The following is a 25,302-nucleotide window of genomic DNA, read 5'->3' as shown; positions in this document are numbered from 1 at the left end:
ACGCCGCCATGTCCGAAGCCCAGCCGCCTGTCCGCCACATCGCCCCCGTCGGGCTGTACGAGCGCAACAAGGACCGTCCCTTCCTGGGATCAACCAGCTGTTCGCACCGCCGGCTGGTCGCCGGCGAATGGACCGAACTGCAGCTGGTCTATGAGGTCGGCGCGTCGGGGCTTGCCGACGGCGCCGGCATCAAGCTGGCGATGAAGTTCTATTCCGACTGGTCGCTGTTCCAGACCAGCGACCCGCAGGCCGCCAACTATGTCTCGGCGGAGTATGAGGCCGGGCCGCTGGTGCCGGGGCAGAGCCCGGCGACGATCCAGGCGCTGAAGGTGCGTTTCGACCAGAAGGGACATGAGCGCCCCTATCAGAAGGCCATCGTCATCGACGTGATCGACGGCTACCTCAACCCCGGCGACCGCATCGTCATCCGTCTGGGCGACCGGCGGCGCGGCGGGCCGGGCACGCGGGTGCAGAGCTTCGTCGAACAGGGCTTCCGCTTCCGCGTCTTCATCGACCCGCTCGGCAGCCAGAAATACGCCGAGGTGCCGGGCGACTGCATGATCGACATCGTCCCCGGCGCACCGGCCGCCCTGCGTCTGGTGGCGCCGCGCCTGATCGCGCCCGGCCCGGCCAGCCTGCTGCTGCGCGCCGAGGATGTCTGGGGCAATTGCTGCACCGGCGGCGCCATCGATGCCGCCCTGACGCTGACGGGCCCGCAGGGTGAGACCACGCAGCAACTGACGCTCTCGCCCAACCCGGACGCCTATGGCTGGCTGGTCCATCGCCAGGAAACGGCGTTGCCGGTAGGCGAATGGCGCATCGCCGCCACCGCCGACGGGCTGGTCCCGGCCGAAGCCTTCGTCACCGTCGAGGAGAATGCGCCGCGCGCCTACTACGCCGATCTGCATGTCCATTCCAACGACACGGTCGGCACCAACGACACCGCCTACAACCTGTCCTACGGCCGCGATATCGCCGGGCTGGACGTGCTGGGCTATACTGCCAACGACTTCAACGTCACCGAACGGGCCTGGAACGAGGCGGTCGGGCTGATCGACCGCTTCAACGAGGCGGGCCGCTTCGTCTGCTATCCCGGCACCGAATGGTGCGGCAACTCGGCGGCCGGCGGCGACCACAATGTCGTCTTCCTGCGCGACGGCGTGCCGCAATTCCCCACCGACAGCCGAGGCCAGCCGGTCCGCTCCTTCGAGTGGAACGAGTCCACCCGCGGCAAGCTGCGCCCCGGCGCCTGGCCGCTCGACGATCTCTATGCCGCCTATCAGGACGACCCCGAGGGGCATCTGCTGATCCCGCATGTCGGCGGACGCCGCTGCAATCTCGACTGGCACCATCCCGAACTGGAACGGCTGATCGAGATCGGTTCCGCCTGGGGCCAGTTCCACTGGGTCTATGCCGAGGCGCTGGCCCGCGGCTACCGGCTCGGCGCCTCGGCCAGCAGCGACGAGCATCAGGGCCGCTGCGGTGGTGGCGCGCCAGCCACCGCGGTGTTCGGCGCGCGCGGCGGGCTGACCGGCGTGCTGGCCGACCGGCTCGACCGCGCCACCATCGGCCGGGCGCTGCGCGCGCGCCGCACCTTCGCCACCACGGGCGAGCGCAGCTTCGCCAGCCTGCGGCTGGGCGACCGCTGGATGGGCGAGGTGGTCACGGCGTCTGACGGGGACGAACTCGACTACCGGCTGCTGGGAGATCGCGGCTGGGAGAGCCTGCGGCTCTACGACGGCGAGACCCTGCTGTGGGAGCGCGACCTGCACCGCGAACTGGGATTGTCAGAGCGCCGCATCCGCCTGCGCCTGGGCGGCGCCCGCATCAAGGACCGCTACCGCGGCGCCTATTGGAGCGGCGGCATCACCGTCACCGGAGCGGCGGTGCAGCGGGTCGAGCCCTTCGGCTTCGACCATCCCGAACAGGGCTGCTGGCGGCAGGACGCCACCACGGTTGCCCTGCGCACCGTCACCCACGGCGACACCGACGGGGTGGAACTGACGCTGTCGCGACTGGCCGGCACCCGCATCCGGGTGCAGCTCGACATCGGCACCTATGTAAAGGTCGGCAACCCGCTGACCCCGCCGCCCAACCCGCATGCGCCGGAGGCGGTGCTGGAGATCGACGGCGACGCGCTGCTGGATGCCGCCCGCTCGCCGGCCGGAGCCGTCACCCGCCAGCTGCCCGGCACGGAACTGGAGGTGACGGTGGAGCGTGTCACCGAGGCGCCGCTGCCCCGCGACCTTGCCGGCCGCATCCCGCTGGCCGGGTTGGGGCTGGAGGAAGGCCGCGAGCATCCGCTGTTCCTCACCGGACGCCAGCGCGACCAGTCGCGGGTGTGGACCTCGGCGCTGTTCCTGACAGTGTGATCGCCTTGGCCCGCAGTGCCGGCTCGCCGGGATCGCGGGTCGCATCCGCGGATCAGGGGGACCGCGGAAACATGCCGTGCCGCCATGCCGTCAATGCCTCGGCAACCGCCAGCGCGTGCGGCACGATCTCCGATGCGCCGGTCACTTCGCCCAGGCAGCCGCGGGTCGGCGGCCCGACGACAAACAGGGAGGTGACCGGCCGGCCACCGGCATCCAATGCCCGGTGCTGTCGGTCCACCTCCACACCCAGACCAAGCGGATCCGGCCGGATCAACCCTTGGGCGGTCAGGGCCGCCAACAGCGGGTTCCGGCCGAAAGAAACTCCATGGCCGGCGCCGGTGCAGTTCAACAGGGCATCGTAGGTTCGCCCGGTCAGGGCGTCGCCGCCGCGCGGCCGATAGAGAACCCACAGACCGCCACCCTCATCACTGCGGGTGCCTGACGAATCGGCGTCGGCGTTCGCCCCGACCAACCGTCCGGCCAGGACCGAAAGACGCCCGTCCGCCTGTGCGGACGCCAGCAGCCGGGCGACCTGCGGGGCCGCCTGGAAGCGGTGGGCGTCCCACCAGGGCCGCAGATGGCGCTGGAACCGCCTCCGCTCCTCGATGGGAAGGGCCGCCCACAAGGCACCGTTCTGAAGGCGCAGGCTTTCGAGCACGTCGGTCCAGGGCCGCCCCTGCCGGCCCGCGTCAGCGACGGCGGCACGCACCCGGCGCAGCAGGTCACGGACACCGGCAGGCGGATCGGCGGTGAAGTCGGTCCAGGAGTCGGCATGCCCGGCAGGGCGAGACCGCGGCACCAGACCATGGCGCGACAGGGCGGTCAGCGGTCCTCGATGGCCCTGGCCAAGCAGGGTCGACACCACGTCACCCATCGTCAGGCCGGTGCCGACGATCAGCACCCGGTCGGTCCGGCCGATGGGATCGAGCGCGCCGGGCGCCCATGGATCGGCGACGACCCGCTTGTGCCCCGCCAGCCCGGCCAGCACGCCCGGCAGTTCGGGCCTCGGGTTGCCGGTGCACAGCACCAGCGCATCGGCCTCCAGCACCCTGCCGCCGGCGAGTTCCACGACGAACCCGGTTCCCTGCGGCGATGCCAGCCGGCGGGCGGCGACGGCACGGTCGCGCCGGTGGGTCACCCGCACCGGCCCGGCCGCGGCGAACAGCGCGCGCAGCCTCTCGTCGAGATAACGCCCGAACACCGACCGCGCCGGATAATGCAGCCCGTCCGCCCAACCGGCCGGATCGGCCTCCAGCACGCCGCGCTCCAGACACCAGCGATGGAAATCCTCCTCCCCGCCCTCCCCGGCCGTCCCGCCGGTCACCGCTGCCATGCGGATGGAGGGAACATTCATCCGGTGGCGCGAGTCGCCGCCCGCCGCGTAGGTCAGCCCGGCTCCGGGCGACGGCCGCGGGTCCACAAGCTTCACCTCGGCGGAGAATCCGCCCGCGGCACCGGCGCGCACCAGCCCGGCCGCGACGCCGCTACCCGACACGCCGGCACCGACGATGACGATCCGAAACGGCCGCGGCACGGTCACAGCCCCTCGCGATGGACGATCCGTCCGCCGACCAGCGTCAGGCGGCAGCGCAGGTCGCGCAGCCGGTCCGGGTCGATGGCGGTGGGATCCTCCGACAGCACCGCGAGGTCGGCGGCGAAGCCGGGACGCAGCGGCCCTTTCCATCCCTCGTCGAAGGTCAGGGCGGCGCCGGCCATGGTGAACAGTCGCAGCGCCGTTTCGGCATCCAGCCTCTGGTCGGGACCAATGACCCGGCCGCTGGTCCGTTCCAGCCGGCTGCAGACCGACCACAGGGTGAAGAACGGGTCGTGCGGGATGTTGTCGGTGGCGATGGCGGTCGGAATGCCAAGCCGCAGCAAATGGGCGTGCGGCACCACCAGATCGCCGCCATCAGGCTCGTCCAGATAGGCGGCTCCGCCCTTCCACAGGAAATAGGTCGGGATCGTCGTCACCAGCACGTCCAGCCGTTTCAGCGCCTCCAAATCGGACAGCCGAGCGCGGCCGATATGCTCGATCACCCAGCGGCGGCCGGACAGCGGATGGCGTTCGTTGACCGCTTCCAGCACCGGCACCACCTCGTGCAGCCTGTCGCTGACGATGGTGTGCAGGCGCAGATCGTGCTCGGCGGCCAGGAAACAGGCCTCGCGGAAGTCGGCCGGGGTCAGCGCCTGCTCGACGAAGCCGGACCAGCCGGTGTCCGGCAGATTGTCGCGGGCGCAACAGGCGACCGCCGGGTCGCCGCCATAGGCGATGTGGACGCCCGACAGCCTCAGCCAGGGGTCGCCCAGACCGGCGCCGCGCGCGTGGGCCAGCCAGTCGCGCATGGCGCGGCGCGCCTCGGCGATGTCGGCCCAGCTCGGGCTGACCACCAGCCCGACCCGCACCGTCAGCTCCCCCAGCTCCCACAGCCGGCGGTAGACCGAGATGGTCTGCGGCGCGGAGCCGTGCCCCTCGTAGATGCTGGTGGTGCCCTGGGCGTTGTAGAGCCGCTGGGACAGCCGGACGCCCTCCAGCCGTTCGGCGAAGCCGAAGCGGGGAACCGCGGGCAGCAGGTCGAACTCGACGGTCGGGCGGCTGTTGTGCTCGACGATCACGCCGGTCGGCTCGCCGTCGGCATCCTTCAGGATCTCGACGCCGCCGCAGCTCGGCACGCTGGCCGCGGTGATGCCGTTCAGCGCCAGCGCCCTGCTGTTGAGCGCGCTGTGCCCCGGCGGCTTGCCCCAGTTGCCGAACAGGCCGGGGATGTAGACGGGATGGTCCGGTGCCGCGCGGTCCAGCTCGTGGCGGTCCGGCGGCCTTCCCTCGGCCAGCGTCGCCGCACCGTCGAAGAAGAAGGGTGGCGTGCCGATCGGCATGGTGACGATCCACTGGCCAGGCGGCGTCTCCGCCACCACCGCCCGCACCCGCTCCAGAATGTCGCCGACGCTGCGGGCGCCGGCCAGCGAGGGGCGCAGGCGCTTCAGCCCCTCGCGCTCCATATGGGCGTGGGCGTCGTTGAAGCCGGGGATCAGCGTCGCGCCGCCCAGGTCGATGGCCTCGGTGCCGGCAGTCGCTAGTGCCGCCACCTCCTCCCCGCCGACCGCGAGGATGCGGTCGCCGGCCAGCGCCACCGCGCTGGCGCGCGGCCGGGCCGGATCGAAGGTGAGGACGTTGGCGTTGCGCAGGATCAGGGTGGGGGAAGAACTCGGTCCGCTCATCCGGCGATCCTCACGAGGCGGTGGTGTACCAGGGGAACAGGCGGCGGATCAGCGCCACGAACAGGCGGTCGGCGATGAAGCCGAAGGTGCCGAGCAGCACCAGCCCGATCAGCATGATGTCGACCCGGAACATCTGGTGGCCGGTGGACATCATGTAGGCCACCCCCTCCCGCGCGCCGGACAGTTCGGCGGCGACCAGCAGGATCAGCGAGACGGCGATGCCCTGGCGCAAGCCCGCCAGGATCATCGGCAGGGCCGCCGGCAGCACGACCAGAAGCAGCGTCGCCAGCCGCCCGGCGCCCAGACAGGCGGCGGAGCGCAGATAGGCCGCCGGCACGTCGCGCACGCCGATGAAGGTGGTGATCCAGATCGGGAAGAAGCTGCCCCAGGCGACCAGCGCCACCTTCGAGCCTTCGCCGATGCCGAACCACAGGACCGACAGCGGTACCAGCGCGATGGAGGGGACGGAGCGGAAACCATGCAGGATCGGCTCGCTGACATGGTGCAGCAGGCCGATGCGCGCGGTCAGCAGCCCGGCCGTCACACCGGTTGCCGTTGCGATGGCGAAGCCCAGCGCCGCCCGGCGCAGGCTGGCCAGGATGTTGGCCGGAATCTCGCCGGACAGCAGCATCGGGACGAAGGTATCGAACACCGCCGACGGTGGCGGCAGCAGCACCGGATTGACCCAGGTCCCCAGCCGCGGCACCGCCTCCCAGACCGCCAGGAACAGCAGGATGCCGGTCACGTTCAGGAGGGCGCGCAGCCAGGCCGCCCGCCGCAGGCCACGGCGATGGGCGCGGCGGAACTCTTTAGCGAAGGCGTCCCTGTCGGACGGCGCCTCCACCGCCGGGCGCCGGGAGGAAGAAAGATCGTTGCCGGTCACGTCATCCGTCGCCGCCGTCACGCCGCCCTCCGTTCACCGTCGCTTTGGTCGGCTCCCCGGCTACCGCGGGCCAGCGCCGCGGCGATGCGGGCGTATTCCCGGCCGAACTCCGCCGACCCGCGGTCGCGCGGATAGGGCAGATCGACCGTCAGATCCTCGCGGATCACCCCCGGCCCGGCCCCCATCACCACGACGCGCTGGGCGAGGAACACCGCCTCGTCGATGTTGTGGGTGACGAACAGCACCGACACCCCGGTCTCCCGCCACAGCCGCAGAAGGTCTTCCTGCAAGGTGGTGCGGGTCATGGCGTCGACGGCGGCGAAGGGCTCGTCCATCAGCACCACCTCCGGCTCCACCACCAGGGCGCGGGCGACGGCGACGCGCTGGCGCATGCCGCCCGACAGCTCGTGCGGGTAGCGGTCGGCGGCATGGCGCAGCCCGACCCGGTCGAGCGCCTCCAGCGCCCGGCGGCGCCGGACGGGGGCGGAGACCCGCTGCATGCGCAGCCCGAACTCGACGTTCTGCCGCGCGGTCATCCAGGCGAACAGCGCATATTCCTGGAACACCACCCCGCGGTCCGGCCCCGGCCCGTCCAGCGTCCGGCCGCGGAAACGCACGGCGCCGGACGTCGGCTTGAGGAAGCCGGCCAGCAGATGGATCAGCGTGGACTTGCCGCAGCCGGACGGGCCGATCAGACAGACGAACTCGCCGGCCTCCACCCGCAGCGACACATCGCTGAGCGCCCAGACCGGCGACCCGTCGCGCGCCGCATAGATCTGCGACACGCGGTCGAAATCGATCAGCGGCCCGCCCGTGACCCCACTCGTGACCCCGCTCATGACAGCGTTACCCGGTCGGGCGCCACCGCCTTCAGCGGGGTATCGACGATCAGGCCGCGGAACAGGGCCCGCAGGTCCCCCGCCGGACGCTTGGCGAGACCGGCGGCGATGGCCCATTCCGCCTCAGCCACCAGATCGTCGACGAAGCGGTCGTCGAAAGCGATCTTGAAGGTGAACTCGGAGGTCGCCTCCAGAATCTCCTTCGGCGGCGTGTGGATGCGGCGCGAGATCAGGTCGGCCCAGCCGCCGTCGGCCAGGATGTGGCGTTCCGCCCCCTGCAACGCCCGGATGGCGCCGGCCACCAGCTCCGGCTTCTCCTTCACCACCTTTTCGGTGGTCAGCAGCAACTGATGGCTCTGGAAGAATTTCTCCAGCCCGTCCTGGGTCATCACCGCGGTCTTGCCGCCGGACTGACGCTCGGCCACCGCGGCGGACTGGCTGCTCCAGGCGAAGCCGTCGATGTCGCCGCGCACCAGGGCGGAGGTCATGTTGTTCGGGGTGAGGTCGACCACCTCGACGTCGCCCGGCGCCAGCCCGGCGAATTCCAGATATTTCGCCAGCATATATTGCCCGGAGGTGCCGACGCGGGTGGCGATCCTGCGCCCCTTCAGGCTGGCCGGCCTGGTCGGATCGATGCCGCCGTCCTTGCGGACGACGATCTTCATGTCACGCGAATAGCGGCTGTAATTCACCAGGATCAGCGGCCGCAGCCCCTGCAGCACCGCGAACACCACCGGCGTGTCGGTCGAGGCGGAGAAATCGGCCGAGCCGGCGAGCAGCGCCTGCATCGAATCGCGCCCGCTCTCGAACTCCATGGTGCTCAGATCGAAGCCGGCCTCGGCCCAGGTGCCGGCAGCCTCGGCGACGAAGGGAACCGCCCAGGTGTAGCCGGTGCTGCCATAGGCCAGCGTCGCCTTGGCCGCGGCGGCCTGCGCGCGGCCGGTCCACAGCGGCCCGGCGGCCAGCATACCGGCGGTGACGGCTGCACCGGTCAGCAGGCGGCGGCGGTTCAGGCGAATGCCGGAGGGATCGAACACGGACATGATCAAAAGGCTCCTGTCGGATGCGGCCGGGCGCTCAATGGGGCGCCAGCAGCCGGAAGGTCTGGTCGGCGGAACGGTTCTCGCGATGGGCGGCAGTCCAGCCGATGGCACGGCGGTAGCTGCCGAACAGGCCGGCGGCGGCAACCGCGTCCTCGGCGATCCCCGTCACCGTTTCGGCATCGGGAGCGACATAGAGGGCGTCGTCCGGGCAATGGGCTTCGCACAGGAAGCAGGTCTGGCAGTCGGACTGCCGGGCGATGACGGGGGCGGCCCCCTCGGCCCGGCCGCCACCGGTCGGCTGGAACACGTCCATCGGGCAAACGGAGACGCAGATGTTGCAGCCGGTGCAGCGGGTCGGGCTGATCAGCTCGATCATGCGACCAACTCCCGGCCGGCCTCGGTCGGATCCGCGCGGACCGGCGCCGGGCGGGTCGAGACATGCACCTCGTCCAGGCCGCCGACCGTCAGCAGATGGCGCTGGGCCGGGTCGAGGGCGGCATGGTCGATGCGGCGATGCATGCCGCGCGATTCCGTGCGGGCCAGCGCCGAACGGTACATCCAGCGGGCGGTCGCCAGCATCGCCGCCGCTTCCCGTACGCGCAGGACGGTGTCGGCTGAGGCCGGCATGGCCCCGGCGGCATCGGCCCACAGCCTGTCCAGCCGGCCGAGAGAGCCGGTCAGCCCCTCCTCCGTGCGGAAGTAGTTGATGTCGTAGGGGAACACCTCGGCCTGGACGGCGCGGGTCAGGCTGCCGGCATCGACCGCAGCACCATGTCCGCCCCGCGGCCTGTCCTGCAATCCGGCGCCGCCCGCCCGCCGCAGGGCGCGGGTTCCATTCCCCAGGGCACGGGCATGATCGGCGGCCCCGAGCCCGGCCCAATGGCCGGTCGACATCGCCCAGGCGGCGTTGTGGCTGCCGCCGCCGGTGAAGCCGCCGCAGATCGGTTCGCGCGTCGCGGCATCGCCGGCGGCGAACAGTCCGGGGACCGCGGTGGCGCAGGTCCCGTCCACCAGCCGCAGGCCGCCGGTGCCGCGCACCGTGCCCTCCAGCCGCAGGGTCACCGGGAAACGCTGGGTGAAGGGGTCGATGCCGGCGCGGTCGAAAGGCAGGAAGAAGTTCGGCTGGGCCTGACGCATCGCCGCCCACAGTTCCGGTTCGGCCCGGTCGAGGCGGGCATAGACCGGTTCGGTCGTCAGCACGCGTGCGATGACGGAGCGGCCGCCCTTGGAGGCCGCCCCGGGAATAGGCTCGCCGTCGGCACGGGTGAAGCTGGCCCACTGGTAGAGCAGCGTCTTGGTCACCGAGCCGAAGGCCGGGGCGATGGCGTAGGCGTTGGAGAACTCCATCCCCGACAGATCGGCCCCGGCCTCCGCCGCCATCAGCAGGCCGTCGCCGGTCAGCACGTTGCAGCCCAGCGCCTTGCTGAGGAAGGCGCAGCCGCCGGTGGCGATGACCACCGCCTTCGCCCGCACGGTCCAGCGCCCGCCCTTCTGCCGCTGCAAGCCGACGGCACCGGCCACGGCGCCGCTGTCGTCGACCAGCAGCTCCAGCGCCGGGAAATGGTCGAGGATCGTCACGCCTGCCTGTTTCACCCGGCGGCGCATCAGCCGCATATATTCCGGCCCCTGCACCGACACGCGGCGCTCACGTCCGTCCGCATCGCGTGGAAAGGGATAGCCCCAGTCGGCGAGTTGGCCGACCGCCGCATGGGTGCGGTCGAGCACGCGGTCCATCCAGCCATGGTCGGCCAGATGGCCGCCCAGCCCTTCGCGCGATGCCTTGGCTGCCGCGCGCTTGGCCGGATCGGGATCGACATACCACAGCGTGGTTCCGGACGCGGCGGTGGCGCCGGACGTGCCACAGAATCCCTTGTCGGCCAGAATGGTGCGGGCACCGCCGGTTGCAGCAGCGATGGCGGCCCAGGTCCCGGCGGGACCGCCCCCCAGTATCAGGACGTCAGTCTCAAGGTCGAGGGATGCGGCGGATGAACTGACAGGAGCGCCGGGCACGTTGGCCATCGGAAAAATCCTCCAGGACTGTCGATCATGCGGATTGGGCGAAGCGGCGATTCCGGAGCAGCTGGACGATGGGCATCACGCCTCGGCCAGCGCCTGCTCCAGGTCGGCAATGATGTCGTCGGGATGCTCGATGCCGACCGACAGACGGACATAGCCGGGGGTGACACCGCTGGCGCGTTGGTCTTCCGGCGACAGCTGGGAATGGGTGGTGGTGGCCGGGTGGATCGCCAGCGACCGGGCGTCGCCGATGTTGGCGACGTGGTAGAACAGCTTCAATGCGTCGATGAAGCGCCGCCCCGCCTCCGCTCCGCCGGCCAGTTCGAAGCCGACCAGCCCGCCATAGCCGCCTTTCAGGTAGGTGTCGGCGCGCCGCCGCGCCTCGCCCTCCTGGAGGCCGGGGAAGATGACCGACGTCACCTTCGCATGCGTCTTGAGGTAGTTCGCGACGATGCCGGCGTTCGCGTTGTGCTGGCGGATGCGCAACGGCAGCGTCTCCAGCCCCTGGATCAGCTGGAAGGCCGATTGCGGGCTGAGCGCGGCGCCGATGTCGCGCAGCAGGGTTACGCGGGCGCGCAGCGCATAGGCGATGGGGCCGAGCGGCTTGGCCGCCTCCGTCCAGATCGCGCCATGATAGCTGGGATCGGGCTGGGTCAGCAGCGGGAAGCGGGCGGCATGCGCCTCCCATGGGAAGGTGCCGCCGTCGATCAGCACGCCGCCGATGGTGGTGCCGTGGCCGCCGATGTATTTGGTCGCCGAATAGATCGTCACCGCCGCGCCATGGTCGAAGGGCCGCACGGTCAGCGGGGCGGCGGTGTTGTCGACGATCAGCGGCACGCCCAGCTCCAGGCCGATGTCGGCGACCTCGCGGATCGGGAAGACGTTCAGCTTCGGATTCGGCAGCGTCTCCGCATAATAGGCGCGGGTGCGGTCGTCGGTGGCGCGGCGGAAATTCTCCGGATCGGCCGGATCGACGAAGCGCGCCTCGATGCCGATCTGCTTCAGCGTGTTGGCGAACAGGTTCCAGGTTCCGCCATAGAGATCGGTGGAGGTGACGATGTTGTCGCCAGCCTGCGCCAGATTCAGCACCGAATAGAAGGACGCCGCCTGTCCGGACGCGACCGCCACCGCCGCCGCACCGCCCTCCAGAACGGCAAGCCGCTGTTCCAAAACCTCGACCGTCGGGTTGGTGACGCGGGTGTAGATGTGGCCCAGCTCCTGAAGCGCGAAGAGGCGCTCGGCATGGGCGGTGTCCTGGAACTGGTAGGAGGTCGTCTGGTGGATCGGCACCGCGACGGAGCCGGTGACGGGATCGGCGCGGAAGGCGCCGCCATGGACGGCCAGGGTTTCGAAATGCGGCGTACGGTCGGTCATCGGCAGGGCTCCTTCTTATTCCTTGAGAGTTCGGCGGTCAGGCGGAGGCACCGACCAGATCGGCGTAATGGCGGCGGGCCACGTCGGGGTGGGAGCGCAGGCGGCTTTTCAGCGTGTTCTCCCCGACCGAGCTGTAGAGCGGGTTCAGCGGGTTGCGCTCCGGCCCGCGCGCTTCGGCGGCGAGATCGTCCGGCAGCGGCAGCACCGGCACCCGGACGTCCAGCCCGGCCCCCAGGAAGAAGGCGGTCGACAGCCGGTCCACCCCCGCCGGCGGCGTCACCACCCGATGCACGGCGGCGCGGAAATAGCCGTCGGTCGCCAGCTCCAGCAATTCGCCGGCATTGACGACGAAGGTGCCGGGGACCGGCGGCACATCGGCCCAGCCCCCGTCGGTTTCGATCTGCAAACCGCTCTGGCGGTGCTGGAGAACCAGCGTCAGCAGGCCGCTGTCCTTGTGCGGCCCGACCCCCTGTCCCCCAGAATCATCGGCGGGGGCATCGTCGGCGGGAACCGCGTCATGGCCCGGATAACGGATCAGCTTGACGAGCTGCGTGGGCTGGTCGGTCAGGATGGGATCGAAGGCATCCTCCGGCAGGCGCAGGGCCACCGCCACCGTCGACAGGATGCGCCGCGACACCGCGGTCAGCTGGTCCTGCAGGCGCAGCACCGCCGGGCGCAACTCCGGCAGAGCCGCCGGCCACTGGTTGGGCCCCTGCAGGCGGACCCAGGGCGGCGAGTCCGGACTCCAGGGCAAGGCCGGCCGCTCCGCACCGACGTCCAGCTGTTCACGCCAGTCGGCCTGACCGCGCGTGCGCTCCCAGCCGGCGCGGGTGTATCCGCGGAAATGGGGCGAGTTGACCATCTCGATGGATAGCTTGTCCTGCTCCGGCAGGGCGAAGAAGCCGCGCGACAGGTCGAAGACGGAGTCGATGAAGGCCGGATCGACCCCATGCCCGGTCACATAGAAGGCGCCGAAGCGGCGGATCGCCGCTCGCAGCTCCGACAGGAACAGGGCGCGGTCCGCCGCGGCGCCATCCAGGCGGGCGAGATCGAGAAACGGCAGCGGCGGCCGCTCGGCCGAAGGGGGAAGCGCGGTCACAGGACTCTCCTTTGCGGACATGCGTTCGGGAACGCCCGCTTGCGTGCGGCGACGTGTGAAATCGGATTTGTGGAAGCGGGCCCGGCCGCTCAGTCGATGCGGCTGCGCGCCTTCAGCCAAGTGCCGCGCATCTGTGCCCAGAGCCGGCCGGCCGGTGCCTGCGGCGTCGGCCCGTCATTTACGGCACAGATCCCCATGGCTTCCGGAAGCGGGATCCAGACCATGGTCTGTTCGGACGCTGCGGAGGCGGAGGCCCGGCGGGCCGTCTGAGGATTGGCCATGATAGCGTTCCAGTACAATGCCTTGGGAGGTTAGGGCTTGAGGCTGGTCATGGCCGCCGCGGTCACGAAGCTCCGGGCGGCATCGCGGTTTCACATCCGATCATTACGCAGATGATTCTTATTGTCTACTATATTTATGGATTTATGAGGCGGTAAAATTCACAATCGACGTTATAGATTTGTTATTTCATAAATTTTCACGAAACTGTTGACAGCTCAAATTTCCTATCTGCTAATTAGGGAATAAGCGCTGCCCCTTCGCGGCTGCCCTGCCAACCGCCGGTCAGCAAACGGATCCGGCAGGTTGGGCGCCTTTTCATTGCGGCGCTCCGCGTCTTTCACAAAACAACAAACACATTGCGGGAAACCACCATGCGCACTCCGTCACAAGCTCCTTCGCGTCCGGCATCCCCAAGCGGCCTGTCGCCGCGGTTTCTGATCGCCGGCGCCCTCAGCCTCGCCATCGGCCTCGCCCTGACCGGCGCCGCCAAGGCCGGTCCGACGCTGGACGCGATCAAGGCGCGCGGCAGCATCAAGGTCGGCGTCGGCACCCAGCCGGGCTTTTTCGCCCCCGACAGCAACGGCCGCTGGCAGGGCTTCTTCGTCGATTTCGGACGGGCGCTGTCCATTGCCGTGTTCAACGACCCGGACAAGGTGCAGTTCGTCTCCTCCTCGCCGCAGCAGCGCCTGCCGGCCCTGCAATCGGGCGAGTTCGACATCCTGCTCTCCGGTGTGACCCAGACCTTCACCCGCGCCACCAAGCTGGGCTTCCATTTCGGCCCGGTGGTTTTCTATGACGGCCAGGGTCTGCTGGTGCCGAAGAAGCTGGGCGTGACCAAGGGCAAGGACTTGAACGGCGCCACCGTCTGCGTGCAGACGGGCACCACAGGCGAACTGAACATCACCGACTTCTTCCGGCAGAACAAGATCGCCTTCAAGCCGGTGGTGATCGAGGAAACCGCCGAGAATCAGAAGGCCTTCGCCAGCGGCCGTTGCGACGTGCTGACCCAGGACGCCTCCGATCTGGCGATCACCCGCACCCAGCTGCCCAAGCCCGACGATTACGTCCTGCTGCCCGAGCGTATCTCGAAGGAGCCGCTGGCCCCGGCCATCCGCTATGGGGACGACCAGTGGCTGGAGATCGTCAACTGGGCGATCCATGCCACCATCCAGGCGGAGGAGCTGGGCATTACCCAGGCCAACGTCGACAGTTTCCTGAGCAGCGGCGATCCGGCGGTCCGCCGGTTCCTGGGCGTCGATCCCAGCCTGGGCGAGGCGGCCAAGCTCGACCCGAAATTCGCCTGCACCATCGTCAAGACCGTGGGCAATTACGGCGAGATCTTCGACCGCAACGTCGGGCCGGCGACCAAGGTCGGGCTGGACCGCGGCTTCAACAAGCTGTGGACCCAGGGCGGCCTGCTCTACGCCCCGCCCTTCCGGTGAGCAACCCCATGCCGCCCGGTGCCCTGCGCTCCGGTTCGGTCGCCGCGGTCACCCTCTGGTGGGGTGGCCGCAGCGGCCTTCAGGCGGCGATCCTGGCGCTCGTGCTGCTGGGCGGCTTCCTGCTCGGCTCCAACACGCTGGCGAACATGGAGCGCTTTGGCATCACGCCGGGCTTCGCCTTCCTGGGCCGCCCGGCGGGTTTCGAGATCGGGGAGGCGCTGCTCGACTACCGGCCGCAGGACAGCTATGCGCTGGCCCTGCTGGTCGGGCTGCTGAACACCGTCAAGGTCGCGGTGGCCGGCTGCCTGATCGCCACCGTCCTGGGCGTGCTGCTGGGGGTGGCGCGGCTGTCCGACAACGCGCTGCTGTCGGGGCTGGTGCAGGGCTATGTCGAACTGGTGCGCAGCACGCCGCTGCTGCTGCAACTCTTCTTCTGGAGCGCCACCTTCCAGGCGCTGCCCTCCCCGCGCCAGGCGCTGAACCCGCTGCCGGGCGTCTTCCTGTGCAATCGCGGCATCCAGCTGCCGGCCCTCGCCGACGGGCGGGCGGTCGGCTGGCTTTTTGCGGCCATCGCGCTGGCGCTGGCGCTCGCCCTCGCCGGGACTGCGCTGCGCCGGCGCCTCGGGCGGCGGGATGCGCTGTCCGGAGTGTCGGTCGCGGCGGCCGCATGCGGCCTGCCCGTGGCACTGCTGCTGGCATCGGGCGTGCCGTTGCAGGTCGAGGTTCCCGAACTGGCCGGCTTCAATTTCAGCGGCGGGACGACGGTGTCCCCGGAATTCTCCGCCCTGCTGGTCGGGCTGGTCGTCAACGCCGCGGCGATGATCGCGGAGATCGTGCGCAGCGGCATCCAGGCGGTGTCACCCGGGCAGTGGGAGGCGGCCCGCGCGCTGGGCCTGCCACGCCACCGGATCATGCGGCTGGTGGTTCTGCCCCAGGCCATGCGGGTGATCGTGCCGCTGCTGACCTCCAGCTATCTCAACCTGACCAAGAATTCGAGCCTCGCCGTCGCGATCGGCTTCCCAGATCTGGTCAGCGTCATCAACACCAGCGCCAACCAGACGGGTCAGGTGCTGGAAACCATGGCGATCATGATGGGCGCCTATCTGACGGTGAACCTCGCGGTCTCGGCGGCGATGAACCTGTACAACCGCCGGCTGGCGGCGAAGGGGGCGCGATGACCGACGGCGTTCTGCAAAGCGCCCCGCCCCTCACCTCGCCGCAGCCGCGCTGGCAGCGCTTGTGGGCCGGCCTGTTCGGCACGCCGCTGAATGCCGCGATGACGCTCTGCTGCCTCGCCCTTCTCGGCTGGGTCGTGCCGCCGCTGCTGCGCTGGACCCTGCTGGATGCCGTGTGGGTGGGGCCCGCCGACCGCTGCGCCGACGCGGCCGGCGCCTGCTGGGCCTTCATCGGCGAGAAGCTGCGCTACATCCTGTTCGGCTTCTATGACCAGGACCGGCAATGGCGGCCGGCGGTGGCCGGCGCCATCCTGCTGGTGCTGGCCGGCGTCAGCGGCATGCCGCTGTTCTGGCGGCGGGCGACGCTGTGGCTCTGGCTCCTCGGGCTGGCCGCCGCCCTGCTGCTGCTGACCGGCGGTCCCGGCGGGCCTACGGTGCCGACCGAGCGCTGGAGCGGCCTGCCGGTCAGCCTGCTGCTCGCCGTCGTCGGGCTGGTCGGCGCCTTCCCGCTGGCAGTGCTGCTGGCGCTTGCCCGGCGCAGCTCCATGGGCGGGGTGCGGACGCTGGCCGTCCTGTTCATCGAGGTGACGCGCGGTGTGCCGCTGATCGCGGTGCTCTACGTCGCGACCCTGCTGCTGCCGTTGATGCTGCCCGCCGGCGCCGCCATCGACAAGCTGCTGCGGGCGCAGATCGCCATCGTCCTGTTCGTCTCCGCCTATCTGGCCGAGATCATCCGCGCCGGCCTCCAATCCATCCCGGCGGCCCAGTATGAAGCCGCCCAGGCGCTGGGGCTCGGCTACTGGCAATCGATGCGGCTGGTGATCCTGCCGCAGGCGCTGCGGACGGTGATCCCCTCCATCGTGACCCTGGCGATCGGCCTGTTCCAGGACACCACGCTGATCATCGTCATCGGCCTGTTCGACCTGCTGAACACCGCGCGCACCGCCGCCAAGGATCCGGCATGGCTCGGATTCTATGATGAAGCCTTCGGCTTCGTGGCGCTGATCTACCTGACGGTCTGCGTCATCGCCTCCCGCTATAGCCTGTGGCTGGAGCGCCGGCTGCAGCGGTGAGGCCGCCAGCGGGCCCGCCCGCCGCAGCCGGCCGGATCAGGAGGAGAAACCCGGTTCCGGAAGCGCGCCGGTCAGGGGAACGCCCAACTCTTTCAGCTTGTAAGCCAGCGGGTCGTGCAGGGGGTGGGTGCGGACATTGCGCTAGAAGCGGTCGAAACCATAGCGCCAGGCGGCCCCAAGGATGTCGGCAGCCGACACCGCCACGTCGGTGAAGGTGACGGTGCTTTCGCGAAAAGGCAGCAGATGCAATGGCCAAGATCAGCACCATCGGCTCATGCAGACCCGGACCAGAACCCTCGACGGCAACCCTCCACCCCTATTCACCCGCTGGGACCCGGTAACAGTCGCCAATGACGACCACGATTTACCCCAGGCGGCCGCAGCCTGACCAGACCTCACAGTTCTTGATGCTCTCCCTGGTAACCAGCAGGGGTCGGACGACCTTGTCTCGCCCCCCGATGCACCTCGCTGTGGCATGCGGGACGAGGCGAGAACCCGCCCCATCCAGCCCATCGTCAACGTCGTCATTCCACAAAGTCGTGAACCGCACCGGATTTGTCGGAGGCCCCGTTTTTTTGAGAGGATGGGGTCATCATGACGAAGCAGGCATCACCCAAATACGCCCCTGAAGTGCGCGAGCGCGCGGTTCGGATGGTGTTCGAGCACGAAGGCGAGCATGCCTCGCAGTGGGCGGCGATCAGCTCGATTGCGGCGAAGATCGGCTGCAATCCCGAGACGCTGCGGAACTGGGTCCGGCAGGCCGAGCGTGACCAGGGCAAGCGACCCGGTCCGACAACGGACGAGCAGGAGCGGATCAAGGCGCTGGAGCGTGAGGTTCGGGAGTTGCGCCAGGCGAACGAGATCCTACGCAAGGCGTCGGCGTATTTCGCCCAGGCGGAGCTCGACCGCCCGTTCAAGAAATGATCGCCTTCAACGACGCGCACCGCGCTGTCCACGGGGTCGAGCCGATCTGCCGAGTGCTGCCGATCGCCCCGTCGACTTACCACGCCCATGCCGCCCGGCGGGCCGATCCGTCCAAGGCGCCGGCCCGCTCACGAAGCGACGCGGAGCTGAGTGTTGCTATCCGGCGGGTCTGGGACGCGAACTTCCAGGTTTATGGGGTGAGGAAAGTCTGGCGGCAGTTGCGGCGGGACGGCGTCGATGTGGCCCGCTGCACGGTTGCCCGGCTGATGAAGCTGATGGGCCTGAAGGGGGCGACGCGTGGCAAAGCGGTGCGCACCACGATCAGCGACAAAGCCGCGCCCTGTCCCGCTGACCGGGTGAACCGCCAGTTCCAGGCGCCACGCCCGAATGCCTTGTGGGTGGCGGATTTCACATACGGTGCGCCTCGACCCGGATGGTCCGGGGTGCGTGTGTCTGGAATGCTGAAGAGAAAGGAGGAACTGAACGAACGCCTTGCCCTCTGCTGTGAGAGGGCATGAGCCCAAGCGGCGGTGACCTGCCGTCAACTGGCAGGGTGACGTAGCCCGCGGGAAAAGGGGGTTGAGGCGAAGCCGTTAGGCCAAGATGGTCCCCGAGGCTGAAGTGCTGGAAGGTTGAGGAACACGAACCGGTTAAACCGCATCCGAGGGCTGAAATGTCGCCTTCGCCTACACGGCTTAACAGGCGGAATGCCGATGTCGCCACCGGACACGTAAGTCGGCGGCGTCCGAAGTCAGGCGCAAATGTAAGGCGACCTGAGGGGCCATGGGGAGAACGCAGCCAGACCATGGCATCGGCATCGACTTGCAGGACGCAAGGACAAGGACTGCGACCGGCAACCTCTCCAGCGCGTGGACGTCCAGCACACGAACGAGGGAAGGCATGATGGAATGCCAAGGGAGTTGGCCCCGATGCCCATCATGCTGGCGGAGTCTTCGTAGTAGTCCGCGACAGGGAAAGCCTGTCACATGGCGAAGGAGGACAGTTCAATCAGCTTGGAGTGCAGACTATCTGACCCAACGAGGTGAAGACCTTTGATAATCAGGGAAATGCAGCACAAGCTCGCGACATGGGCCGAGAGCGACCCGAACCGCCGGTTCGATCGCCTTCTCCGGCTCATGGCCGACCGGGAATGGCTTGCCGAAGCTGCCCGGATCGTCCTGGCGTCGAGTGGCGCCAAGACACCGGGCATTGACGGAATGGACAAGCGGCGGATGCAGGCTGAGTTGGCGGAACATCTGGCCAGCCTGCGGACGGACTTGCTGACGGGGAATTACCGCCCGCAGCCGGTCAAGCGCATCTATATCCCCAAAGCCAACGGCAAGAAACGACCACTGGGTATCCCGACCCTGAGAGACCGCATCGTCCAGCGTGCGATGCTGATGGCCATGGAGCCGATTTGGGAAAGCGACTTCCATCGCCTCTCCTACGGCTTCAGACCCGAACGCAGCGTGCATCACGCTGTCCGGACCGTAAAGCTCCAGTTGCAGGATGGTGAGGCCGAAACAAGGGGCCGCTGGGTCGTCGAAGGCGATCTGGCGAGCTACTTCGACACGGTTCACCACCGGCTGCTGGTTCGGTGCGTCCGGCGGCGGATACGGGATGATCGGTTCATCGATCTGCTCTGGCGGCTCCTGAAAGCAGGTCACGTTGATCGTGGCCTGTTCGTGGCGTCGAGCGAAGGGGTTCCGCAAGGCGGCGTCCTGTCGCCGCTCCTGTCCAACATCATGCTCCATGAGTTTGATGCGTGGCTGGAGGCGAAATACCTGAGCGCGAAAGCCCGCAAGGACCGCTGGGCCTGGAACTTCGGCATCCAGCAAGGGCGTCCCATCGCGGTTCGAGAGAACCGACAATGGAAGCCCGCTGTCGCCTACTGCCGATATGCCGATGACTTCATCGTCATCGTCAAAGGCACCAAGGCACATGCCGAAGCCATCCGCGAAGAATGCCGAGCCTTTCTGGAAGACCGCCTGAAATTGACGCTGAATATGGGCAAAACCCATATCACCCACGTCGATGACGGGTTCGTCTTCCTGGGACACCGGATCATTCGTAAGCGGGGATCGAGCGGGCGTATGTCCGTGGTCACCACCATACCCAAGGAGAAAGCCAAGACCTTCGCTCATCGCTTGGTCGAGGCACTCTCCGGCAATCATGAGGTCGCCTCGGTGGACATGATCGACAGCCTGAACCGGCAACTGACGGGATGGGCCGCGTTCTACAAGTTCACCGACTTCACAGCGCGCACGTTCCGGCGCATCGACACCGTCGTGTTCTGGAAATTGGCGCACTGGCTGGCGCACAAATACCGCTCTCGCATCAAACCTTTGATGCGGAAATGGTATCGCGCTCCGGCTACCGGCCAGTCAAAAACCTGGCTGGTCTATGGTCGGAATGCAAAGGGCGACCCTGTCGGTAAAGGGCTGCGCCGGCTGGTCACCAGCTCCAAGGCTCAGTTCCGGTGGCGCAACCCGGAGCGAAACCCCTACATCTTCAGGGACGAGCTTCGAAGTACCGTCACCTCCCGATATCATGATGTCGCCATGGCCTTGGGCCAAGGTTGAATGGAGAGCCGTATGCGCTGAAAGGTGCACGTACGGTTCGGGGAGGGGAAGCGCTTCAGCGCTTCCTACTCCACTGTCAACATGGCAGGGCTTCGTCTACGTGGCCTTCGTCATCGACACCTTCGCCCGCCGGATCGTGGGCTGGCGGGTGTCCAGCACAGCCCATACCGGCTTGGTTCTGGACGCGCTCGAACAGGCACTCCACGACCGCCGGCCCGCCAAGAGCAGTGGCCTCATTCATCACTCCGACAGGGGATCGCAATACGTTGCGATCCGCTACACCGAGCGTCTCACCGAAGCTGGGGTCGAGCCCTCCGTCGGCAGCGTTGGCGATTCCTACGATAACGCGTTGGCCGAGACCATCAACGGTCTCTACAAGACCGAGGTGATCCGGCGTCGCGGGCCATGGCGCACCCTGGAGGCTGTCGAGTTCGCCACCCTGGACTGGGTCGACTGGTTTAACAACCGGCGCCTCCTCGAGCCCATCGGCAACATTCCTCCCGCCGAGGCCGAGGCGCGCTACTATGCTCAAATTGAGGACGTCGCCATGGCGGCGTGACCCAACACAAATGGCCTCCAACAAACTCGGGGCGGTTCACCAGCTTTTCGCGGCCGGACGCGTCCAGGTGCCGCTCCAGGGCCGCGGCGAACAGGAACAGCGACTGCATGGGCTGGCGCAGGTCGTGGCTGGCGGCAGCCAGGAACTTGGACTTCGACCGGGACGCCACCTCGGCCTCCTGCTTGGCGGCCTCCAGCGCCCGCTTGGCCCGGCGCTCCTCCGTTACCTCGCGGACAATCGCGCCAACGGCGACAACCGTGCCGTCCGGCCCCTTCAGGGGGTAGAAGTCCTCGATCCAGTCCCGCTCGATACCCGGATGGCTGGCCGTCGTACCGTGCAGCTCGATGCCGTGGATCGGCTCCCCGGTCTCGAGGACCTGCCGGAACAACGGCTCGGCCGCCTCGCGCAGGGAGGGAACGACGTCCCAGGCGTTCCGGCCGATGTGCTCCGCGACCGGGACGCCATTGATCTCGGCCAGGGCCTCATTAATGCGCACGAAGCGCACGTCGCGGTCGAGCAGAGTGAGGCCGATGGGGGCGGTGTCGTAGATGGTTTCAAGCTCGTGGAGCTGCCGGCGCTGCACCAAGACGGCCTCCTCGGCCCTCTCCTTCGCCCTCTTGAGCTCCTCCTCGGCCCGCTCCCGGAAGCGCAGGTGGCGGCGCAATCCCCAGGCTGCCGTGAGGGCGGTCGCCAGGAGCGCCGCCGCCGAGGCCAGCAGCGTGCGCAGCATGGTGCCGTCCGCCGCCGCCATCCGGGCATCCAAGTCGATAGACAGAACGGTGAGGGTGTCCTTCACCCCGATGCCCAGTGGGGAGAATGCGTTGATCAGCCGCCTGCCGTCGTCTCCACGGACTTCGACGACGCCGGCGTCCGGGGCCTCAAGCAGCGGCCGAAGGAACCCCGGCAACGGCCTTGGGGGGGGCGCCGCTCTCCGGAGCGCGCGCGAACACCGTCCCCGCCTGGTCAGCGACCAGAAGGCCGGCATGCGGGGGCAGAGGCTTCTGCGCGAGCAGGTCCTCGAGCCACGCGGTGTCGATCAGGGCGTTAACGGTCCCGGCGAACCGTCCGGCATTGTCCTCGTACCGTCTGACCATCGGGACCATGGGCCTGCCCGAGTAAGCGGACGGGGCGCTCAGTCCCCTGACGATCCCGCCCGTTTCGCGGGCCTGCTGAAAGGCGGCCCGATCCGCGATGGAGCGGCCGAGGGACTGCGGAGCGGTGGAGCATCGGACGATGCCGTCGGCGTCGGCGATGGTGAGCACGAGGTGGCGTGGAAGGTGCGCGCCCAGATGCGCCATGACGTTCGGGCACCGGGCCGGGTCCAGCGCCGCGACACCCGTGTCGACCAGCCAGTTGAGCATCTGGCCCGCCTCTCCGAACACGTGGCGTTGCTCGTCCTCGATGTTGGCAAGCCAGCGCTTGGCCTCGTCGCGGAGTTCGGCCTGCCGGACCGCCCTGGCCGCGAGTTCATTGTAGAAGATGACGACGAACAGGGGGATCGCGATGAGGAGCAGCAGGAGCGGCGCCCGTGTCGAAGCCTTGCCCGTCATCCCTGCCATGCGGAGGTGCTCGCGTATCGTCACCGCGGCTGGCCGCCTGCCGTGCTGGCGCGGGAGGGCGCGCCGGCACCGGGGGAGGTCCTGCGGTCCACGAGGTCGCCGTCGTCAATCTCGGCGATGCCGGCGTCGCGGATGAGTCGCAGCAGCAGGCCGCGCACGGTCAGGCCCTCCTGCTCCGCGCGCAGGCGCACGGCGCGCCGGATGTGACCCGGCACCATCGCCGACAATTGAACGTCGCGCGATTTGCCGCGGGCGTCGGTCGGCGTCGGTCGATCGTGACGCATGAAGGTACCCTAGTTCCAGACTTCCCGATGTCTGGCGAAGGTACTCCTCTCGGGGATGGTCATCGACCGCTCAAAAGAACATATGGCCTGCTTCAGGTAGAGGTGCCGGCAATGTTCGCGTGATGTCCGACGGCCTCAAGGGGGCATCTGCGACCAAAATGGGCGCAGCGTGGCAGGCAACTATTCTGCTGCACAAGACAGGCACGGCTCTTGTGCCGGTTCGTGAATGGACCACCCCCCTTTTCCCGCCGTCTTGGCACGATACATCGCGGCGTCCGCCAGGCGCAGGGCACAGGCCACATCGTCACATTCGTCGTCGGTGAGCGCAATTCCGATGCTGCACCCCACGCCAAGATCCAACTCGCGAACCTCCCTGATGATGCGGGCGGCGACGCCGGTGGCGACGGCCCGGACATCGGGGCTATGCCCGGACAGGCAGATGACGAACTCATCGCCACCAAGCCGGCCGAGCAGATCGCCGTCCCGGGTGGACTGGCGCATGATCTCGGCAACCATCCTCAGGACCTTGTCGCCTTGCTCGTGGCCGTGCCGATCGTTGACGCCTTTGAAGCCGTCCAAGTCGATGTAGAGAAAGGCGAGGCTGGCCCCCTTTTTCTTGGCGCTCCGACGCAGTTCCTCCGCCAGTTCCAGGAACAGCCCTCGGGCGGGCAGACCGGTCAGGGTGTCGCGCCGGGCCTGATGGAGTTCGGCATCAAGTAGCCGTGCGGCGCCTTCGGCTTCGAGCGCGCGTTTTTGGACATGGTGTTCGCGGCGGATCATGCCGGCTCCCCATAGGAGCAGGAACAGGACGAGGATCGTGGTCAGGATCACTTCGGCAATGAACCAGAGGGAGCGGGAGCGCCAAGCGGCAAAGACCGATCCGCTGTCGATCCCGGTATCGACGACCAGGTTCAGATCGGGAATGAACCGGTAGGCCGCGAGCCGCTCCTTGCCGTCCAGCACGGATTGTGCCCAGTAGGTTCCAATGGGGGAGCGTGGGATTTGCTCCTGGAAGAGCGGTCCGTTCCGGTTGTTCTTACCGAGGTGGCTGTCGAGGTCCGGGCTGCGGGCAACGATTTCGCCGTCGGTGCGGAAGACGGTCACGGTGGTCTCCAGCCCGAAGGACATCAGGGCATAGAAGTTGACCAGCCATTCCGTCTTCATAGCGGTGCTTGCGACGCCGATGATCTCGCCGGTCCAGTCGCGGATTGGCCGCGCGATGATGAAGATGATGCGGTTGTCCAAGCGGCTGCGCAGAGCCGGGCTGACCACGAAGTCGGCGCCCGCCATCACCTCTTTGAAATAGGGGCGATCGGCAATGTTGAATGGCCGCTCCTGCTGCCGTCCGGTCCCGACCACGGCATTTCCCTTGGTGTCGAACAGCCATAAGGTTTCGCCGCCGTCGACATTCGCGAGCGCATCCCGCAGTCGATACCAGTAGGGGTTGGTCCGCACGGCCTCCAGGCTGCCGGCATCGTCGACGACCGCGGTGGCTTGGCGCAAGCCGATGTCCGCACCTTTGGTCGTGTGTTGAACGTGGGATTCGACGACCTTGGCCATATCGGCGACAAGCGCCTCCATCTGGGCGATGGTGGCCTGCCGGTCCCGCATGACGACGTGGGCCGTCATGCCGATGACGACGATCAGGGCCGATGCGGCGGCGACCAGGGCACTGTGGTGTCGGGACATGGATACTCCCCCGCAACTGCGAAGCGCTAAAATATTCGGCAGACCTGCAAATGACATACCAGAGCATATGGCTTGGAAACGTATGGGGCGCCCTTGATAGGAACTGGAAAGAATCGCACGTTGCATCGCAAAAGTGGAGGGGCTGAGCAGAATGCCGCTGCTACGGACAGGAGAGAAGCCCGGATTCGCGTGACCCACCCCTTGCCTTCGGTTGTGCAGGGTGTGAAACGGCACGGGATTTCAACGCCGATCGGCACAGTAAGCTGTTAAGTACCAGATCCCTTGGGGTTCCATCTGCGTGCTGTTTCGCACTTCTTGCGCCGTCAGCGGTGGCATGGCGCGAAGCCTAACGGAACCGAACGGTTAACGTGCAAGTTCGACTCGGTTCCGTCCGGCCCGTTTGGCGGTATACAATGCGGCATCAGCTCTTGAGATCGCCGCATCGAGACCATCGGTTCCGATCCCGGAGATCCCGATGCTGGCCGTGACGCGAAATGTAATGCCATCGTGATTGATGTTGGTCGTCTCAATCGCCGTACGAACGCGATCAGCGATGGTGACTGCGACGTAGGGATTGGGCTCCGGCAACAGCACAGCGAACTCTTCGCCGCCGAACCGACTGAGCAAATCATTTGGACGTAGGGATGTCTCGCAGACGCTGACAAAACGCTGCAATGCCACATCGCCACCTGCATGGCCCCAAGTGTCGTTGACCGACTTGAAGTGGTCAATGTCCAACAACAAGATCGACAGCGATCGCTGATGCCGTTCAGCGTCGTTGAGAGCGACTCGCGCACGCTCCAGTGTCAATCGGCTTCCAAAAACCAGCCAGCATCGGCGTCCAATATCCAGCCACGCCTGAGGTTGCAGAACCCGTTGTCCAGGGTGTCC

Annotated in this window: 20 protein-coding genes, 2 pseudogenes and 1 other annotated feature; of the genes and pseudogenes, 7 read left to right on the top strand and 15 right to left on the bottom strand. The window is 68.0% G+C overall.

Annotation, left to right across the window (positions count from 1 at the left end):
* Nucleotides 1-8 precede the first annotated feature (8 nt).
* The gene (locus TSH20_RS35840) at nt 9-2,372 is read left to right on the top strand and encodes a hypothetical protein (protein ID WP_109155863.1); all 2,364 of its coding nucleotides are present in this window, start codon (nt 9-11) and stop codon (nt 2,370-2,372) included.
* A 52-nt stretch (nt 2,373-2,424) separates the two neighbouring features.
* On the opposite strand, the gene TSH20_RS25210 is transcribed toward TSH20_RS35840, so the two are convergent.
* From TSH20_RS25210 to TSH20_RS25165, 10 genes are all read right to left on the bottom strand, one after another.
* A complete protein-coding gene (locus TSH20_RS25210) occupies nt 2,425-3,906 on the bottom strand; it encodes an FAD/NAD(P)-binding protein (protein WP_158282059.1) in 1,482 nt (493 codons plus the stop codon).
* A gap of 2 nt (nt 3,907-3,908) precedes the next feature.
* A complete protein-coding gene (locus TSH20_RS25205) occupies nt 3,909-5,588 on the bottom strand; it encodes an amidohydrolase (protein WP_199231887.1) in 1,680 nt (559 codons plus the stop codon).
* Nucleotides 5,589-5,598: 10 nt separating this feature from the next.
* Nucleotides 5,599-6,492 carry an ABC transporter permease gene (locus TSH20_RS25200; RefSeq protein WP_199231888.1) on the bottom strand — a complete coding sequence of 298 codons (894 nt, stop codon included), beginning with the start codon at nt 6,490-6,492 and terminating at the stop codon, nt 5,599-5,601.
* Nucleotides 6,489-7,310 (bottom strand): ABC transporter ATP-binding protein, encoded by an 822-nt coding sequence (locus TSH20_RS25195; RefSeq protein WP_109155865.1) that lies wholly within the window; start codon nt 7,308-7,310, stop codon nt 6,489-6,491. Before TSH20_RS25195 ends, TSH20_RS25200 begins: the two co-directional genes overlap by 4 nt.
* A complete protein-coding gene (locus TSH20_RS25190) occupies nt 7,307-8,353 on the bottom strand; it encodes an NrtA/SsuA/CpmA family ABC transporter substrate-binding protein (RefSeq protein WP_109155883.1) in 1,047 nt (348 codons plus the stop codon). The genes TSH20_RS25195 and TSH20_RS25190 overlap by 4 nt, the downstream gene beginning before the upstream one ends.
* 34 nt (nt 8,354-8,387) lie before the next feature.
* Nucleotides 8,388-8,729: a ferredoxin family protein gene (locus TSH20_RS25185; protein ID WP_109155866.1), complete on the bottom strand. Its 342-nt coding sequence runs from the start codon at nt 8,727-8,729 to the stop codon at nt 8,388-8,390.
* Nucleotides 8,726-10,372 carry an FAD-binding protein gene (locus tag TSH20_RS25180; RefSeq protein WP_109155867.1) on the bottom strand — a complete coding sequence of 549 codons (1,647 nt, stop codon included), beginning with the start codon at nt 10,370-10,372 and terminating at the stop codon, nt 8,726-8,728. The genes TSH20_RS25185 and TSH20_RS25180 overlap by 4 nt, the downstream gene beginning before the upstream one ends.
* Nucleotides 10,373-10,447: 75 nt before the next feature.
* Nucleotides 10,448-11,743 (bottom strand): PLP-dependent transferase, encoded by a 1,296-nt coding sequence (locus TSH20_RS25175; protein WP_109155868.1) that lies wholly within the window; start codon nt 11,741-11,743, stop codon nt 10,448-10,450.
* A gap of 37 nt (nt 11,744-11,780) precedes the next feature.
* Complete coding sequence (locus TSH20_RS25170; RefSeq protein WP_348770455.1) at nt 11,781-12,842, bottom strand: 2-oxoglutarate and iron-dependent oxygenase domain-containing protein; 1,062 nt, start codon at nt 12,840-12,842, stop codon at nt 11,781-11,783.
* An 89-nt stretch (nt 12,843-12,931) separates the two neighbouring features.
* Complete coding sequence (locus tag TSH20_RS25165) at nt 12,932-13,123, bottom strand: hypothetical protein (protein ID WP_109155870.1); 192 nt, start codon at nt 13,121-13,123, stop codon at nt 12,932-12,934.
* Nucleotides 13,124-13,495: 372 nt separating this feature from the next.
* Here TSH20_RS25165 and TSH20_RS25160 point away from each other — a divergent pair, with 372 nt between their 5' ends.
* The 6 genes and pseudogenes from TSH20_RS25160 to TSH20_RS25130 form a co-directional block, all read left to right on the top strand.
* Nucleotides 13,496-14,566: an amino acid ABC transporter substrate-binding protein gene (locus TSH20_RS25160; RefSeq protein ID WP_247871159.1), complete on the top strand. Its 1,071-nt coding sequence runs from the start codon at nt 13,496-13,498 to the stop codon at nt 14,564-14,566.
* 8 nt (nt 14,567-14,574) lie between these two features.
* Complete coding sequence (locus tag TSH20_RS25155; RefSeq protein ID WP_247871160.1) at nt 14,575-15,744, top strand: ABC transporter permease subunit; 1,170 nt, start codon at nt 14,575-14,577, stop codon at nt 15,742-15,744.
* The gene (locus TSH20_RS25150; RefSeq protein WP_109155872.1) at nt 15,741-16,814 is read left to right on the top strand and encodes an amino acid ABC transporter permease; all 1,074 of its coding nucleotides are present in this window, start codon (nt 15,741-15,743) and stop codon (nt 16,812-16,814) included. The genes TSH20_RS25155 and TSH20_RS25150 overlap by 4 nt, the downstream gene beginning before the upstream one ends.
* Before the next feature lie 594 nt (nt 16,815-17,408).
* Nucleotides 17,409-18,154 (top strand): annotated as a pseudogene (locus TSH20_RS25140) (IS3 family transposase); the annotation flags it as partial.
* Nucleotides 17,693-17,809 (top strand) — a sequence feature (AL1L pseudoknot). It overlaps the preceding pseudogene by 117 nt.
* Before the next feature lie 636 nt (nt 18,155-18,790).
* Nucleotides 18,791-20,320, top strand: a complete 1,530-nt coding sequence (gene ltrA, locus TSH20_RS25135; RefSeq protein ID WP_348770454.1) for a group II intron reverse transcriptase/maturase — start codon at nt 18,791-18,793, stop codon at nt 20,318-20,320.
* Nucleotides 20,321-20,387: 67 nt separating this feature from the next.
* A pseudogene (locus TSH20_RS25130) lies at nt 20,388-20,879 on the top strand (IS3 family transposase); the annotation flags it as partial.
* Here TSH20_RS25130 and TSH20_RS25125 read toward each other — a convergent pair.
* From TSH20_RS25125 to TSH20_RS25105, 5 genes are all read right to left on the bottom strand, one after another.
* Nucleotides 20,779-21,675, bottom strand: coding sequence for a PAS domain-containing protein (locus TSH20_RS25125; RefSeq protein ID WP_158282058.1), 897 nt, complete (start codon nt 21,673-21,675; stop codon nt 20,779-20,781). The pseudogene TSH20_RS25130 and the gene TSH20_RS25125 overlap by 101 nt on opposite strands.
* A gap of 82 nt (nt 21,676-21,757) precedes the next feature.
* Entirely contained in the window at nt 21,758-22,438 is a 681-nt protein-coding gene (locus TSH20_RS25120; RefSeq protein ID WP_109155875.1) for a hypothetical protein, read from the bottom strand.
* Nucleotides 22,439-22,458: 20 nt separating this feature from the next.
* Nucleotides 22,459-22,722 (bottom strand): hypothetical protein, encoded by a 264-nt coding sequence (locus TSH20_RS25115; protein ID WP_109155876.1) that lies wholly within the window; start codon nt 22,720-22,722, stop codon nt 22,459-22,461.
* Between the two features lie 180 nt (nt 22,723-22,902).
* Nucleotides 22,903-24,411: a sensor domain-containing diguanylate cyclase gene (locus TSH20_RS25110; RefSeq protein WP_158282057.1), complete on the bottom strand. Its 1,509-nt coding sequence runs from the start codon at nt 24,409-24,411 to the stop codon at nt 22,903-22,905.
* Nucleotides 24,412-24,774: 363 nt separating this feature from the next.
* On the bottom strand, nt 24,775-25,302 hold a 528-nt coding region (locus TSH20_RS25105; protein WP_146207493.1), incomplete at its 5' end, for a GGDEF domain-containing protein.

The organism is Azospirillum sp. TSH20 (assembly GCF_003115935.1).
In the GTDB taxonomy this organism is placed as follows: Bacteria; Pseudomonadota; Alphaproteobacteria; order Azospirillales; family Azospirillaceae; genus Azospirillum.
This window is presented reverse-complemented; position numbering and strand designations above follow the sequence as displayed.

Bases quoted from the DNA above. Each gene is read 5' to 3' on its own strand.
- TSH20_RS25195 (WP_109155865.1), bottom strand. From the start codon at position 7,310: ATGAGCGGGGTCACGAGTGGGGTCACGGGCGGGCCGCTGATCGATTTC.
- TSH20_RS25185 (WP_109155866.1), bottom strand. From the start codon at position 8,729: ATGATCGAGCTGATCAGCCCGACCCGCTGCACCGGCTGCAACATCTGC.
- TSH20_RS25165 (WP_109155870.1), bottom strand. From the start codon at position 13,123: ATGGCCAATCCTCAGACGGCCCGCCGGGCCTCCGCCTCCGCAGCGTCC.
- TSH20_RS25180 (WP_109155867.1), bottom strand. From the start codon at position 10,372: ATGGCCAACGTGCCCGGCGCTCCTGTCAGTTCATCCGCCGCATCCCTC.
- TSH20_RS25175 (WP_109155868.1), bottom strand. From the start codon at position 11,743: ATGACCGACCGTACGCCGCATTTCGAAACCCTGGCCGTCCATGGCGGC.
- TSH20_RS25115 (WP_109155876.1), bottom strand. From the start codon at position 22,722: ATGCGTCACGATCGACCGACGCCGACCGACGCCCGCGGCAAATCGCGC.
- TSH20_RS25190 (WP_109155883.1), bottom strand. From the start codon at position 8,353: ATGTCCGTGTTCGATCCCTCCGGCATTCGCCTGAACCGCCGCCGCCTG.
- TSH20_RS35840 (WP_109155863.1), top strand. From the start codon at position 9: ATGTCCGAAGCCCAGCCGCCTGTCCGCCACATCGCCCCCGTCGGGCTG.
- TSH20_RS25120 (WP_109155875.1), bottom strand. From the start codon at position 22,438: ATGGCAGGGATGACGGGCAAGGCTTCGACACGGGCGCCGCTCCTGCTG.
- TSH20_RS25110 (WP_158282057.1), bottom strand. From the start codon at position 24,411: ATGTCCCGACACCACAGTGCCCTGGTCGCCGCCGCATCGGCCCTGATC.
- TSH20_RS25150 (WP_109155872.1), top strand. From the start codon at position 15,741: ATGACCGACGGCGTTCTGCAAAGCGCCCCGCCCCTCACCTCGCCGCAG.
- TSH20_RS25160 (WP_247871159.1), top strand. From the start codon at position 13,496: ATGCGCACTCCGTCACAAGCTCCTTCGCGTCCGGCATCCCCAAGCGGC.
- TSH20_RS25155 (WP_247871160.1), top strand. From the start codon at position 14,575: ATGCCGCCCGGTGCCCTGCGCTCCGGTTCGGTCGCCGCGGTCACCCTC.
- TSH20_RS25205 (WP_199231887.1), bottom strand. From the start codon at position 5,588: ATGAGCGGACCGAGTTCTTCCCCCACCCTGATCCTGCGCAACGCCAAC.